9 protein-coding genes are annotated in these 15385 nt (G+C 69.2%); 1 reads left to right on the forward strand and 8 read right to left on the reverse strand.

What is annotated here, in order from left to right; genetic code table 11:
• Positions 1-278 precede the first annotated feature (278 nt).
• A complete protein-coding gene (locus ACFY3D_RS27770; RefSeq protein WP_389984460.1) occupies positions 279-1661 on the forward strand; it encodes a xylan 1,4-beta-xylosidase in 1383 nt (460 codons plus the stop codon).
• Here ACFY3D_RS27770 and ACFY3D_RS27775 read toward each other — a convergent pair.
• From ACFY3D_RS27775 to ACFY3D_RS27810, 8 genes are all read right to left on the reverse strand, one after another.
• Positions 1658-2884: a DUF418 domain-containing protein gene (locus tag ACFY3D_RS27775; RefSeq protein WP_389984463.1), complete on the reverse strand. Its 1227-nt coding sequence runs from the start codon at positions 2882-2884 to the stop codon at positions 1658-1660. The genes ACFY3D_RS27770 and ACFY3D_RS27775 overlap by 4 nt on opposite strands.
• 92 nt (positions 2885-2976) lie before the next feature.
• On the reverse strand, positions 2977-6285 hold the full coding sequence (locus ACFY3D_RS27780; RefSeq protein ID WP_389984466.1) for a hypothetical protein: 3309 nt from the start codon (positions 6283-6285) through the stop codon (positions 2977-2979).
• A 278-nt stretch (positions 6286-6563) separates the two neighbouring features.
• Entirely contained in the window at positions 6564-7367 is an 804-nt protein-coding gene (locus ACFY3D_RS27785) for a polysaccharide deacetylase family protein (protein WP_362899767.1), read from the reverse strand.
• Complete coding sequence (locus tag ACFY3D_RS27790; protein ID WP_362899769.1) at positions 7364-8314, reverse strand: glycosyltransferase family 2 protein; 951 nt, start codon at positions 8312-8314, stop codon at positions 7364-7366. The genes ACFY3D_RS27785 and ACFY3D_RS27790 overlap by 4 nt, the downstream gene beginning before the upstream one ends.
• Positions 8315-8316: 2 nt before the next feature.
• Positions 8317-9147: a glycosyltransferase family 2 protein gene (locus ACFY3D_RS27795; protein WP_362899771.1), complete on the reverse strand. Its 831-nt coding sequence runs from the start codon at positions 9145-9147 to the stop codon at positions 8317-8319.
• A 157-nt stretch (positions 9148-9304) separates the two neighbouring features.
• The gene (locus ACFY3D_RS27800; protein WP_389984469.1) at positions 9305-10432 is read right to left on the reverse strand and encodes a GNAT family N-acetyltransferase; all 1128 of its coding nucleotides are present in this window, start codon (positions 10430-10432) and stop codon (positions 9305-9307) included.
• A gap of 522 nt (positions 10433-10954) precedes the next feature.
• On the reverse strand, positions 10955-13162 hold the full coding sequence (locus tag ACFY3D_RS27805) for a sigma factor-like helix-turn-helix DNA-binding protein (RefSeq protein WP_389984472.1): 2208 nt from the start codon (positions 13160-13162) through the stop codon (positions 10955-10957).
• 282 nt (positions 13163-13444) lie between these two features.
• Entirely contained in the window at positions 13445-15229 is a 1785-nt protein-coding gene (locus tag ACFY3D_RS27810) for a substrate-binding and VWA domain-containing protein (RefSeq protein ID WP_389984475.1), read from the reverse strand.
• Between the last annotated feature and the right edge of the window lie 156 nt (positions 15230-15385).

Below are 15385 nucleotides of genomic sequence, written 5' to 3' on the forward strand. Positions count from 1 at the left end.
GCTCACAACGGGCCCGTCTCCTTTGTTCTGAGAGTCCCGGGAGGCTCACCGATCCGACCCGCTCGCCGGGGATTCGCGGTCGCCGGGCCCGGCGGTGGCCCGGCGGCTGGAGAGCGGGCGGGAACTACGGTAGAAGTTTCAAGCGTTGTGCAAGCCACCCTGGATACGCTGGCGGCATGGCCGGTAACGCTTGCCTGTGAACCATGTCGAGGCACCGTCACGGTCCGCTGCCGCTGTGGAACGCTACATTCGTTGACCTGCGAGGATTGAGGAATTCGGTGATACCGACTAACGGACGGCACCAGCGACGGCGCCCGGCCTGGCCGGTCGCACTGGGAGCCATGGTCGTGACGGTGGTGCTCGTGGTCGGCATCATCGCCTACGCCGCGAAGCCGGACGTTCCCCGCGGACAGGCCATGACCGCGGCTCCGACGGAGCCGGCACCCGTGCTGGAGGCACCCCCCTCCCTCGAGGAATGGCCGCGCTGGGGCATCACCCACACGGAGTTCAGCGCCGACAACGAGGGCAGCGACGTCACCGAGGCCGCCTCCCACCTGCTGAGCCGGGTCCCGATGCTGCAGAACCAGCACATCATGGGCTGGGGCGCGGGCAATCCCGAGCCGGCGCCGGGTAAGAACGACTTCCGCGACCTCGACCGCAGGGTGAGACTCATGGCCGGCTCCGAGGCCGTCCCGATCATCACGCTGTGCTGCGCGCCCGACTGGATGAAGGGCGGCAGCTCCGGCAGGACCGACTGGACGCAGCTGGAGACCGCACCCCGGCGCGAGCACTTCGACGACTACGCCAAGCTCGCCGTGACCGTCGCCAAGCGCTACCCCACCGTCAAGCACTTCATGGTCTGGAACGAGCTGAAGGGATTCTGGAACACCCCCCAGAACCGCTGGGACATCGAGGGCTACACCGAGCTGTACAACAAGGTCTACGCCGCGCTGAAGGCCGTCGACAAGGACATCAAGGTCGGCGGCCCCTACGTCTCCGTCGGCAGCACCACCGTCCCCGAGCGGGGCGCGGAGATCCAGGGGCCGTGGGGGAGCATCGTCCAGCGCGACCTGGAGGCGGTCCGCTACTGGATCGACAACAAGGACGGCGCCGACTTCATCGTCGTCGACGGAGCCTCGGTCACGAAGGAGGCCGGGGCCTTCCCCGACGAGTTCACCGCCCTGGGCAAGTTCGGCGCCCTCACCAGGTGGCTCCAGGAGAAGAGCGGAAACCTGCCGGTCTGGTGGGCCGAATGGTACGTCGAACCCAACAACAGCGACTGGGAGGAGGATCGCCGCATCGCCGTCCACACGGCCGCGATGATGGAGTTCGCCACCAGCGGCGTCACCACCTCGCTCTTCTGGAACCCTCAGCGCAAGTCCATCGACGCGAACCAGGCGTGCCCCGGCTGCCTGTGGCACCCGACCACCGGCGTCGAGATGCCCATGGCGGGCATCATGAGCGGCTTCACCAAGTGGTTCCCCCTCGGGGTCACGCTGGAGACGGTCACCTCCTCCAACACGCAGGTGCGGGTCCTGGCCCAGGAGCGCCAGCTCGTGATGGTCAACACCACCGACGCGCCCGCCACCACCGTCGTGGACGGCAGGGAGTTCCAGCTCAGGCCGTACGAGGTCAGATGGAGCGACCGCACCGGAGCCTAGGCGGCGCCCGCGGAGGCGGAGGGGGAGGGCCTGCGCCAGTTGGTGAACCAGCGCAGCACCCACTCCACGGGCCCGTAGCGGTGGCGACGCAGCCACCACAGGCTCCAGAGAGACTGCGCCGCGAAGATGCCGACGCCGATCGACACGACGTGAAACGGGCTGAGCCGGTCGACCAGGCTCAGCCCGTAGCCGGTGAAGATGAGTGAACTGATCAGCGACTGCGCCAGATAGTTCGTGAGCGCCAGCCTGCCGGGCGCCGCGAGCGCCCCCGCCAGGCGCGGCATCGCCGGGAGCAGGCGCAGCAGGGTCGCGGCGTAGGCGGCGGCGAGCAGCGGCGCGGTGAGCAGGTTCACCGCCTGGCCGACCATGTGGTACGCGTGCCCGCCGCCCGACCAGGTCGAGTGCGCGTAGACCAGCGCCCCGGCGAGCCCGACGGTGAACCCCGCCCACTGCATCCGCCGCAGCGTGGCCGTGTGCCCGGAGAGGTCGGTCAGCAGCCGCAGCTTGCCCACGGCCAGCCCGACCAGGCAGGCGGCGAGCACCGTGGGCCCCTGGAAGGAGACCCGCAGCACGAAGATCTTGGCGAGCCTGTGCAGGTGCTCATTGATGATCATGGAGGCGGAGCCGTGCAGCGCCTCGTCGGACAGGGCGGCCTGCGCCGCGTTCTCCGACATGGCCTGAGAGGCGTCCGTGCCCAGTGTCGCGAGCGCCGCCAGCAGCAACATCCCCGCGGCCAGCGCCACCGTGAGCGCGAGCGCGACGATCAGCGCGGTGCGCGGGGCGATCCGCCGCATCGCCAGCAGGACCAGCCCCACGACCGCGTACGTCGTCAGGATGTCACCGGGGAACAGGAGGATCGCGTGGGCCAGTCCGAGCAGGAACAACCCTCCCAGGCGGCGCAGGAACCGGGGGGCGAACCTCGTCGCCGACCTGTGGGCCGAGTCGATCTGCAGGGTGAAGCTGTAGCCGAACAGGAAGGCGAACAGCATGTAGAACTTGTTCTCGAAGAGGATCGAGACGAACCAGCGCACCTCCCAGTCGAGCGGTGCGGAGAACGTCGGCGTCGCCAGCCCGGCCATCCGGTACCCCGAGGCGAGGTAGGTGATGTTGACCACCACGATGCCGAGCAGCGCGAAGCCGCGTAACGCGTCGACCGCCGCGATCCTCGGCGCCGTGGCCTCGGCGGACGTACCTGCCCGGCCCCGGGGCTCCCCTGCGAGCATCTGACCGTCCTTCGAGCAGCGCCGGGACGTGCGTCCCGGCGAACGATGCTCAGTATGGTGCGGTTCGACCGCCCACAATGAGACTTTGTTCCTTATTGAAGCTGGTAGCCGATGACGATGAACCGCTCCGCGATCACGGCCAGGGCCAGCACGAACGCGGGCACCGCGACGAACAGGATGCGCCTCCTCCGCCGGGTCGCCTGGTCGCGGCCGCGCAGGCAGGTCACCTCGTAGGCGAACAGCGCGATCCAGGTCACGACCAGCGCGGCCAGGCCGACCGGCGTCCACGGCGACGTCGGGTCACTGCCGTTCAGCTGCACCCCCGGCTCGGGGATCTCGGCCCCCTCGGGATAGGAGCTCAGTGTGTAGACGGCCGCGTCCTCGCCGTTGAAGACCCGCTTGAGCTCCTTGTTGGCGTCGAGCGCGGCGCGGAACCGCTGCGCCCAGTCGTGGGGGAAGCCGTGGTTGAGCTGCAGGTATCCGGCCTGCCCACGGGTGGCCACCAGATAGGTGTTGGGCGGCGAGACCCGGAGCTTGTCGATCACCGAGGAGAGCTGGGCCGGATCCTTGTCCACCAGCACCTGCTGGTAGGAGATCTTGTCGAAGTCGCGCTCGCCCCACGGGATGCTCGGCGTCACCTCCTGGCCCAGCACCGGGACCAGGTAGAGGACGCGGGCGCTCGGCTCGTCGTTGTCGTAGATGTAGTGCATCGCCGCGACCTCGCTGGCGGAGACCCGCTCGAACTGCTCGTTGCCGTAGCGCGCGACCAGGAAGACCATCGCCAGCATCATGGCGCACCCGGCGGCGAGCAGCAGCGATATCCGCCGCGTCAGCTCGGGGTTGAACCGGATGTTGCGCCTGCGGATCGGGACCGTCTCCTCCGGCGCGTCCTCGGTGCCCGCGGGGAGGTTCGGGAAGAACGCGTACGCGGCCAGGATGCAGGCGCCGGGCAGCGCGAACAGGTAGATGCGCAGGCCGATCTCTCCGCCGTAGTTCTGCAGGCCGAGGGCGAGTACGGGGACGCACAGCAGCAGCAGGGCCGCGCGGTCGCCGACGCCGCGCCGCAGACGGCGGAAAAGGCCGGCCGCGGCGAGTGTCAGGATGACGCCGCAGATGCCCAGGCGGGCCATGAGGACGAGCGCGTGCTTGGGATCGCTGCCGTCGATCCGGTCGCCGGTGTTGCTCTGCAGGTTCTCCAGGATCCGGCCCAGACCGCCGAAGAGCTGGTCGATGTGCCCGCTCCAGAAGGTGACCGTCTGGTAGCTGATCCAGGCCAGCACCATCAGGCCCAGGAAGAAGGGCAGCCCCCAGCTGAGCGAGGAGCGCCGGAGCAGGATCAGGCCCGTCAGCGCGCCGAGCATCATGAACGGCGTGATCTGGTGCGAGGCGGTCGCCGTCGAGAACAGGCCGATCAGCACGATCAGCATGATGGCCCGGTCGTAGACGCCGGTGGAATGGGGCAGCTCGCCCGGCGTCAGCCCGTCCAGGCGGGCGAGCAACCGCCGGACGGGCCCCTTGGCGGGCATCGGTTTGACACGGGGCTCCACCTTGCCGAACCAGCGCAGCACGATCGCGACGAAGGCCAGGTAGATCGCGTACGTGAAGCCCTGGGACGAGAAGTAGTCCTGGCCGATCCACTGCACGATGACGAACAGCAGCGCGGCGAACCAGCGGGCCCTGGTCGTGGCGACGACCTGGCGCAGGATCAGCACGAACGGCAGGAGATACAGCAGGTTCGACAACAGCGGTGTCCACCGCATGATCGTCGTCAGGTCGGTGACCCCGGCGGCCTTGGTGACGAACGCCACCAGCGCGAAGAACCCCGGCCACGCCAGACGGGCGTCGAGGATGGCGGAGGCCTCACCGGTGCGGTTGATGTACTCCACGAAGCCCGCGTGGACGTAGGCCGTGTGGAACCTCGCCTCGTCCTCGATCAGGGCCGCGGCCCCGTGCAGGGCGAAGGTGATCGCCGCGATCTGGAAGAGCAGCAGGAACTTGCGGTCGGTGTTCTGCGCGATCGTGACGAAGAACGCGACGAGCATCAGCAGGATCGCGGCGAACGCGGTGGACGGCATGGCGGAGATCAGGCCCACGCCGTCGATGTCGTTCAGGTCGACGCCCCGCAGCGGGCCCGGCGACACGCGCAGGGCCAGCACGTACATGACCAGGCCCTCGACGGTGAGCAGCGGAGGCAGCCACACCATGGCCGACCGCATCAGGGTCTGCAGGCGCGTGGGCCTGCCAGCGGGGCCGGTAGTGGGGTCGGCAGTGGGTCCGACGGGCGTCGTGACCGGCGGTTCGACGGTGTCCACCGCGGCCGGGGGCATCGCGCTCGTCGCCGGTGCCGCCTTCCCCGTGAGCCTTCCGGTGCTCTTTCCCGCTCCCGAGCCGGTCTCCGAGCCCTTCTGCGTGCCCTGTGAGGCTCGATGGGCCGCCGGGGTCTCTGTGACATCGGAGAAGGACTCGGAAGCTTCCAGGGGGACCCCAGGGGCTCCGGTGGACCTCTCCCGAGACTCCACGCCCGCAGGCCGGTCGAGTCCCGAAGGTCCGGAGGACACAGGGCGCACCGGGGGCGCAGAGGGCGCGGTGGACGGTGGGGACGCTGTCAGGTCGGGCAGGCGGAACTCCGCCGTGTTGTCGGCCCCGTCCTCGTCCTCGGCGCTCTCAGCGTCCTTACCGTCCTTACCGTTCTCGGCGTCCCCGGTGTCCTTGGCCCGCCAGGCGTTCTCACGGCGCGCGGGCGGGGCCTCTGTCGTCTCGGAGCGGGTGACGCCCGCGGAGGGCGGGGACGATGGGCTGAGGGGCAGCCGGATGACGGCGGTCACCTCGGGATCGTCACCGTAGACGCTCTCCTCGGGAGAGTCTTTCGCGCCTTTCGCGTTTTTCGTGTCGGTGTCGGTGTCGGTGTCGGTGTCGGGGGCCGGCGACAGGTCATCGGCGGCGTCGTCAACGTCAACGTCAACGTCAGGATCGGCGTCCTCGGCGGAATCCGGCGGCGTGCCGTCATCGGCCGTCTCGTCGTCCGCCGTCTCGTCACGAGGGGCGCCCGCAGGGGTCTTCTCCTCGGACGTCCGCCCGTCGGGAGTCTCCCCGTACGGGCTCCTGCCGTGGGGGCTTCCGGCGCCGGATGCCTCCCCGTACGGGGCTCCGGCCCCGGCCGTCTCGTCGTCGGGAGTCTCGCCGTGCGGACTTCCGGCGCCGGAGGTCTGATCGCCCGGAGCCTCGTCGTCGGGGACCTCGCCGCCCGGGATCTCGTCGGGAACCTCGTCGCCGGGCGCTCCGAAGGGCGCCGTGCCGGCGGGCTCGCCGTCGGCCCCGGCCTGGGGCTCGTCCGAAGGCGCGGGGTGAGTGGGATCGATCTTCCCGACCTCGGCGGTTTCCGCCGCCCCCGTCGTCGTCACGTCATTACCTGCCCGTTGCCTCACGTCTAACATCATGGCGGCTACGCGGACCAGGCTGTGACGGGTCACTACGGATATCCGTCATGTCCGGACGCTTCGCGTAGATCAGTTAAAAGCGGTATCGCGGCTGTACTCCGGCCAAATGGCCCTCTCCTGGCGTCCCCGATCCCCCTGGGGACGGGGAAGCCAGGCAGCGGAGACCGTCGAGCTCGCCGGGGCGGCCACCGGTGCGCGACCCGCTTCGCGGATCGCGCTCTTTCCGTGGCGTACCCGGCCGTTCACACCTGGCCGCGCACCTTGCGCAGACCGTATCTCGTGCGCCTGACGACGGCGTACCCCTTCGTCAGCATCCGTTCCCGCATGTAGATGAGCGGGACCTGGTTCCCCTCGACCGCCCGGGTGAACATTCCCATCGAGGTGCCCTCGGCGACGGTGAGGCGCGGCAGTGCGAGCACGTCGTGCCGGTCGGCGGCGATGGCGTTGTTCACCGCGCAGGCGGCCCAGTATCCGGCCTTCCTCACCTCGCGCCGCACACGCACGTTGGAGTAGCCGTACGGGTAGGCCATCGTCGAGACCAGCGAGCCGATCTTGTCCTCAAGGAGGGCCTTGTTGCGCCGCAGCTCCTGGCGGAGCTCGTCTTCGGGCAGCTGGTCGAGCTGGGGGTGGCTGTGGCTGTGGCCGCCGATCTCGATGCCGCAGGAGGCGGCCTCGCGGGCCTGGCTCCACGAGAGCATCGTGTCCAGGGGCCTGCCCGCCGCGTCCTTGCCCGCGTCCCTCACCCACCCGCTGGTCAGGAAGACCGTCGCGGGGAAGTCGTAGCGTTCGAGCAGGGGCAGCGCCTCGCTGTGGAAGTCGGCGTACCCGTCGTCGAAGGTCACCACGACCGGACGCTCGGGGATGGAGCGGCCGTTGTTGTTGTGCAGCGAGGCGACCAGGTCGGCCACCGTGAGCGGCGTGAAGCCGTTCTCCTTCAAATAGGCGAGGTGCTCGGCGAAGGCCGAGGGACGCACCGCGAGCGGCTTCGTCTCGGCGTTGGGCCGGTCGGAGACCGAGTGGTACATCAGGATCGGTACGCGGATCATGCCGCACGCACCCGCTTCAGCTTCAGCCGAAGGGAACCGACGATGTAACCCCAGGTCGTCCAGGCCAGACCGACGACGATCGCCCCGGCCCTGCCGAGGCCGGCCAGGTCGCCTCGCAGCGCCTCACCGACTCCGCGCAGCGCGCCCATCGGCAGAGCCTTCAGCGCGTGGGCCCGCTCGCTCGACAATCCGTCGCCCGCTCCCACGCTCTGGGCGACCAGCGCCTTGGACAGCCCCTCGGCGAAACAGCGTGAACGGAAGTAGGCGAACGTCGAACGTACCGGCGGGACCTTGTGACCGATCACCGCCGCGGGCTCGAACAGCATTCCCGACCCCGGCATCCGCTGCGAGAGCCGGATGCAGAACTCGGTCTCCTCGCAGCCCAGCGGGCGGGGCTTACGCCCCTGCACGCTGCGCCCGATGCCGGTGTGGAACCCGCCGACACCGCCGATGACCTCCCTGCGGAAGGCCGCGTTACCACCCATGACGTTGCGGATCCGCGCCCGTTGCGTGGGCATGCCGAGATAGCTGCACCCCACGGTCCAGTCGAACTCGTGGGGATACCAGCCGGGCCGGTGCCCGATGCCCCACAGCGGCCTGGTCAGCCCGCCCACCCCCACGATGGTCGGGTCCTGGAAGCCCTCCTCCAGTGCTTCCAGCCAGCCAGGCTCCGCGACGGCGTCGTCGTCGAGATAGGCCACGATGTCGCCGGAGGCGGTCGCCGCACCGGTGTTCTTGCCACCGGAGAGCCCCTTCTCCTGAGCGTTCTCCACCACGATCGCGCCGGGATACTCCTTTTTGAGCCTCAGGTGGAGATCCGGGTTGTAGTCGACGACCAGGATGATCTCGTGCGGCGCGCGTGTCTGGTTCTGGACCGACTCGACGGCTGCTCGGATGTCCTCCCAGCGGTCCTCGGTGTAAACGCAGATGACGACACTGCTTCTCATGGTTACGCGGCACCCTGATCGGCGGCCGGAGCGGCGGCGGCCGGCTCGTGAACGGCGGGAGCCGGGTTGCTCCGCCACTCGCGGATGATGGTCTTCAGCACCCGGATGCCGTCGCGTACGGCGTGCAGGTTGCTCTCGCCGTGAATGCGGCAGCGCTCGTGGCTGGGCACCTCGTGGACCTTGAGCCCGGCCTTGGCGGCGCGGACGTTCATCAGGGTCTCGATCTCGAAGCCGTCGCAGTCGAGGTTGAGGACGTCCAGATGGCGGGCCCAGAAGGCGTTGTAGCCGTAGCACAGGTCGGTGTAGCTGGTGCCGTACATCCTGTTGACCAGCGCGGTCAGCGACTTGTTGCCGAACTTGCGGATGAACGTCAGGTCGTCGCTGCCGCCGCCTGACGCGTAACGCGAGCCCTTGACGAAGTCGGCCCCGGTGACCAGGGCGCCCACGAACTGGATGATCTCGCGGCCGTCGGTGGAGCCGTCGGCGTCGATCATCACGATGATGTCGCCGGTGCAGGCGGCGAAGCCGTCCGTCAGCGCGTTGCCCTTGCCCTTGCCCGTCTGGTGGACCACACGGACGTTGGGACGCAGTCTCTTGGCCACGGCGACGGTGTCGTCCTTGGAGTTGCCGTCGACCAGGACGATCTCGTCGATCCACTGCGGGATCGTCGCGAAGACGTGCGGGAGGTTCTCGGCCTCGTTCATCGCCGGCACGACGACGCTGACGGTCGGGGAGATCGCCATGTTGGGGGTGATGGGGGTGAACCGCTCGATGGGAGGCACCGCCCTCAGCGGTGGCTTGTTGTTGTAGTGCTTGGTGATCTCGGGACTCATTGTGACGGATGTCCTTCCGGGCGGTCGGTCGTCAGGGGCGACTTGGGCGGACGGACCCGGGGCCATGGCCGATCGGGACGATCGGCGAAAACGGCGAATGCGATGAGGGATGCATACGAGGGTCCTGGCGAGTGGTGTGGTGATGAACGGGAGCGGTCTAACCCACTCCCCACGGTTCCTTGACGGCCGGAGTGCCTGATTGGTTCTGCGCGGGGGAGCGCATACGGCCGAAACCTTTCAGCACACGGTCAGCAATCCTGTATAAATTCGGGCGATCCGTGACGATCGTTCGTGCTTTGTTGACCGGGGTGCGGCCGATCCAGTGGACGGCGGCGGCCGGGGAGGGACGCGACACGCGACCTTCCGCGACGAAGAGATCACCGCTTTTCAACCAGCTCTTGTACTCGCGTCCGCCCTTGCCCATGTCGACCTGCAGCAGCCCGGAGTTCGCGGCGTGCTCGGCCATGTGCAGGTGGTGCATGATCCCGGGGGAGTAACGCGCGAACTCGGTGTCGTAGGCCGGGAACCAGCCCACCAGCGTCGTCGCCGTCCGAAGGCCGAAGTGGCCGGCGACGGGCCTGTCTCCGGCGTAGACCATGGTCAGGACGCCCGCGAAACTCTCGGACCTCTCCGCGTGCATCTCGTCGAGCAACTGGACGATCCACGGCTGGGCGAAACGGTCGACCCGGCCCGTCCTGCGGTACTGGTCGGACTTCCAGTTGGTGAGCGTACGGAGCGTGCCCAGGTCGGTCGAGGCCCACTCGAAGCGGATCTCACCCTGCTCGCGGCCGAGCTTGCGCTCCTTGTAGCGGACCGTCTTGAGATTCTTCGGCGAGTTGGCCTTCACCCGCTCGATGTAGGTCTCGAACCCCACGCTGAGGTCCATCACCGGAGCCGGTCGCACGTCCGACTCGTACGGCGCGAACGTCGGCTGGCCGGGGACGAGGTGGTCGAAGTCGAAGACGGAGAGCTTGCAGGCGCGCAGGAGCGTCCGGACGTCCAGCTTGAGGCCGGAGACCGCGATCAGCCCGTGGCAGGTGGTGAGGAAACCGCCGAGAGGCTTGCCGATCCCGAAGCTGTGGCGCTCGTAGGGGAAGAACCCCACGATCTTGCCGCCGTCCTGGATGATCGCGACTCGAACGTAGTCACGCAGCCGCCCCATGGCGAGTGTGAACTCCACGGAGAGGAAGGGGTTGTCCAGCGACGGGTCCGCCACCTGCAACTCCCGCCATCGCGAGATCTCGGGCTCCCCGAGGTCTCCCGGGCGAACGATGACGATGTTCACCTTGACCTGGCCCCCTGTTCGGTCTGCAAACTCCCGCTCCCCCGATACAACACGCGTAGTACGTATATGAAGCCGCCGAGCACCGCGATGGTCGCGACTCCGGCGCGGGGCGACCATGCGTCAAAGGTAAGCATGGCAGCGGCCAAGAGAACGTTTACGACCAGGCTCGCCGCTGCACCCACTGATAGTGCCGCAAGAGGGTCACGATCACGCAACAGTCCTACCACTGCGGCGCCGGGAACGACCAACAGGAACAGGGGCGTAAGGATCAATCGTAACGGAGTGTCCAGGTCGGCCAAGGCGATCACTGCCCCCGCCACGCACGCGAGGGTGAGTGCCCATCTGAGCACCCTGCGGTTGACCGACATCTTCCGAGCTCCTGGTTGGTAATGAGGTGACTGATCGCGCTCTTCATGTGACCAATCACTCAACATGGACGTCAATGCCGACGCTCGGCACCAGTCCATGGTTTACCGGATCCCTGAGGGAAGTCTCGGTGTTAAGTAAAACGAGATGTGGGAATCAGCCCGTCGCCTCCTCCGAACTCGCCCCGGCGGAGGGGGTCGGAGTCGGTTCGGGGGCAGGGTCTTCAGGGGGTGCTGAGGCGTCTGGGGCAGGGCTTTCCCACGAGATCGCGCATCCGGCGTTGCCTCCGGCGGACTTGAACGCGACCCGCCCCGCACCGCTCTCCGACGGGTCCTTGGCAGTGACCCAAATCACGCCGCTCGCGCCCGCCTTCAACTGCCCGCGGACGGGGTGCACGGCGAGCCCGCCGGAGGTGGTCGCCGACCACGAAACCGTGGCGCCGCGGGCCGCGAGCCGGATCTGCCCGGCGCCCTCCCCGATGTCGCTCGGGCACGAGACGTTCAGCCGTCCGGTCGCGGGCGGCGTGGTGGCGGTGCGGGTGGGGCGGGGCCGTCCCGCGCCGGTGGCGCGGCTCGGAGCCGGTCGCGCCGAGGTGGCGGTGGGGGCGGGGGTGGCGGGTGCCTCGCTCCTGCGGCTTCTCGTCGGCGTCGGCGCCGTCTCCGGGTCCTCCGACAGGGGGTCGGGCTCCGGCGCGGGCTCGGGCTCCAGCGTGATCAGCGCGGGTTCCGGTCCCGGCGCGGCCTGGGGGTCCCTCAACTCCCCGCCGGCCAGGTCTCCTCCGCCCACCACGACCACCGCCCCGGTGGCGGCCAGCACGCACACCGCCGCCAGCAGCACCGGACCCCTGCGTCCGCGCCGCCTGCGCCGCTGCGCGGGGAGCGCCTCCGTGCCCCGCTTCCCACCGCCGGGGAGTGCGGCACGCCGGACCTCGCCGTTCTCCGCCGATGACGTACGCCGGGCCTCCAGGTCTTCCCGCGACGCCGTACGCCGAGCCTCGGGAGCCCCCGCCGGTGGCGTGTGCCGAGCTTCGGGAACCCACGCCGACGCCGTATGCCGGGTCTCGGGAGCCTCTGCCGACGCCGTGTGCCGAGCTTCGGGAGCCCTTGCCGGTGGCGTGTGCCGGACCTCGGCGTCACCGTTCGGCGGGGTGCGCCAGGACTCGTCGTCCACCGGCCACGACGCGTGCCATACCTCCGTGTTCGTCCAGGGGGCCGCAGGCCCTGGCTCGCCGGCCGAGGGCGACGGCAGAACGTATCGGGGTGCCGGGCCGCCGTCCGTGCGGTGCGGTCCGCCCTGGTTCTCCGGCCCTCGCCACGTCGTGCCCGACCCACCCTCGGGGGATCGCGTCCCGGCCACTGTGTATCCCCCTGTGTGTCCCGCTCGCTCCTCCTCGTACTCGTACCGTGCCTCCGCCCCGGTTGCCCCGGCCTGCGAAGCCCTCGCGCCCGTGGGGGGCGTTCCGGGGTCCGCGGGAGGCGCCGCGTGCCGGGCGCGGGTGCCCGTGGGCGGTGTGGCCGCGCTCTCGGAGGTTTTCTCGTCGCGTGCCCGCCTGCCGCCCGCGCTCCTCCGCCCGCCCCACCGGCGCCCTGCTGAACGTCGTTCGGCCGCCGTGGGGAAACCGGCCTTGTCGAAGCCGTTCTCGGCGGCGATGGCGGCGCGCTCCTCGCGCGACTCCGGGTTCACGCAGGTCTCGATCACCCGGCGGCGCAGGGAGAGCGGCGGGTAGGTCAGAGGGACGAGGTCCAGCAGCCGCCCGGCCGAGACGTGCCGGTCCCTGCGCTCGAGGCAGACCTCGCAGCGGCCGATGTGGGCCGACAGGCGCCTGCGCAGCATCGTGGTGAGGGGCCCCTCCCACGAGTCCACCATCGCCGACAGGTCGGGACAGTGCGCCCGGCCGACCTTGGCGAGCACCACGGCGCCGGCCGCGTTCTCCAGGTGGTCGCGGGCCCGGCCGAGCCTCGCGGTGACCTGGCGGGAGGTGAGCCCCAGTACCGCGCCGACCTCGCCGCTGCCGAGGTCGTGGCGGAGCGACAGTTCGAGCACCTCGCGTTCCTGAACGCTCAGCTCCGCCATCGCCTCGTGGACCAGGACCGCGAGTTCCCGCTCGCCGGGATCGTCGTGGATGTCGGGCGGTGGCACCGCTCCCCGAGGTCCGCCGTGCCCGGCGTCCGCGCACCGGATCCGTACGAGCGCGTACAACCACGCGCGCAGGCGGCCGGGCTCGCGCAGGCGGTCCACGCTGCCCCGGGCCGTGACCAGGGCGTCGTGTACGGCGCCGGCGGCCGTCTCACGGTCGCCCAGCAGCGAGTGGGCGTAGTCGTTGAGCCGTTCCGCATAGGAGTCGTAGAGGCTCGCGGGTGCCACAGGGTCGGCTGTGTCGGCACGCCGTAGCGCTTCAACGAGTCGTTGGTCGTCGGTCCGGCCGACGGTCGGCCATCCGGGCACGGATATTCCTCCCCCGTGAGACGGGCTCGTTCACGGGTTTCACCACTCGCCCGTTCCAGCCCACACGCGTAGGACGTCACCTCCCCGCGACTGGTTGACCAAAGGGGTCAATATCATGCCGATACGGTATGACCTGGGAAAACTGCTACGGCTGGTGCCAATGTGACACCAGCCGTACGGGGTGAAAGTGATGCGGGAGGGTCAGCAGTTGGGAGCGCAGAGCCGGCGCTTCATGCCCTCCAGGAAGAACTTTCTGACCTCCAGGACGTCCTTGGCGATGTAGGCGTCACCGCCGGTCGCCTTGGCGAGGGCGTCCATCTGGCGCTTGCCCTTGGGGGCGTCGGGACCGAAGGCGATGATCAGGACGCTGACCGGCTTCTCGGGGTTGAACTGGTCCCTGAGCCGCTTCAGGATCTGTTGGTTGCTGATCCCGCCGTCCGGATCGTCGTTGCCGGCCCCGTCGGTGAGGATGAGCACTGTGTTGATCTTGTCGCTCTGGTACTCGTCGGTCATCTGCTTGTACGCGGCCGCGAGGGTGTCGTTGAGCCCGGTGTCACCGGTCGCCTTGGCCTGGGTCGTGATCAGCTTCTGGTTGATCACGTCCCTGCGCAGGGCGCCGTTCATGTCCTCGGTGAGCGGGCCGACCGGGACCGTCTCGCGGTAGTCGACGCCCTGGCCGTTGAGATGGGTGGAGAACTCCCACAGTCCCAGCTCGCTGTTGGCGGGGAAGAGCTTCATGCCCTCGACGGCGATCCTGCTGATCGCCTGCATCCGGGTCAGGTCCGTACCGGGAACAGGGAGTGCCATGGTGCCCGAGACGTCCAGCAGGGTGAGGAGCCTCGTGCCCAGTTTGATCCGGGACCAGGTCTGGGACATCCTCGCGACGGTCTTGGCGTCGGGCGGCTCGATCGCCTGCGGCGCCTTGGCCTGGAAGCCGTCGGAGCCGGAGATGGCCTTGCCGCCCTTGCCGTCCGGGGTGCGGAACCCCTGGTCCTGCAGTGCCTTCTTCGACGCCTCGCTGCCGAGCTCCTTCTGGAACGCCTCGGCGGCCTTGCGGACGACGGCGTCCTTGGCGGTGATCACCACCGGGTAGTCGAGGTTGATGGTCCCCTCGGCCGGATAGAGCGGCACGGCCGGGACATCGGGCTTCTTGGCCTTGTTGAACGCCCAGACTCCCTGCTCCGAGGAGATGCCGAGCGGGGCCTTGCTGCCCTGGACGCCCAGGCTGGACAGCAGAGCGTCCTGGTCGCGAACCGTCGACGTCGATCCCGACAGGCTCTTGAGCGCGCCGACCAGCTGCTCCTCGCCCGCGCCCGAGGCGGTGGCCACCCCGGCCGCCGCCAGGAGCGCGCCGAGCCCGGCGGAGTTGAGCGCGGGGTCCAGCACGAGCACGCGCACCTTGCGGCCGGGACCGTCCACGTTGGCCACGTTGGCGGCGTTGATCATGCCGCCCCAGCTGGCCTCGCCGAAGCTCTTCTTCAGGTTCGGCACCACCGAGCCCGAGGCCACCATGACGATGGGGGACTGGGCGATGGACGCGCCCGCCTCGGGCACCTCCTCCACCCTCGTCCGCAGGTTCGTCACCCACAGCTTCGAGTCGGGGACCCACATGTCCATCGCGACGGCTTTGCCCCCGGTGAAGGAGGAGGCCACGGTCGCCGAGGTGCCCTTGGCCACCGTGACGGCGGCGCATCTGCCGTCGACCTGGTGGGCCGCCTTGTTGAAGCGCTGGGCGATCTGGGACAGGGCGGGCTGGATGTCAGGGGAGGCGGTGATCCGCAACGGGACCGCCTCGCCCGCGCACCCGCCGTCACGGTCGCGGTTGATGACCACGAACGCGGCGACGCCGAGCAGTACCGCGAGGGCGACGGATCCGGCGAGCGGGACCAGCACCTTGCCGCGTCCTCCACGCCTGCGTCTCGTCTGCTGTTCCCTGTACGGGGTGTAGCCGTCCTCGAGTTCATCTGTCCGGTGACGTCCGCCCACGATGTCCTCTTCGGTGTCGATGTCATGGAGCTAGCGGGTCACCCTATCGGGAGGTCGTCCGCAATATTCACGGAACTGTACTTGCAATGATTAGTGGGGCAAAAAACGCATTTCGGTGCGGTTGTTACTGTATGTGTTGATCATTGAACTCTGTGT

The sequence above is a fragment of the Streptosporangium sp. NPDC000509 genome (assembly GCF_042898365.1).
In the GTDB taxonomy this organism is placed as follows: domain Bacteria; phylum Actinomycetota; class Actinomycetes; order Streptosporangiales; family Streptosporangiaceae; genus Streptosporangium.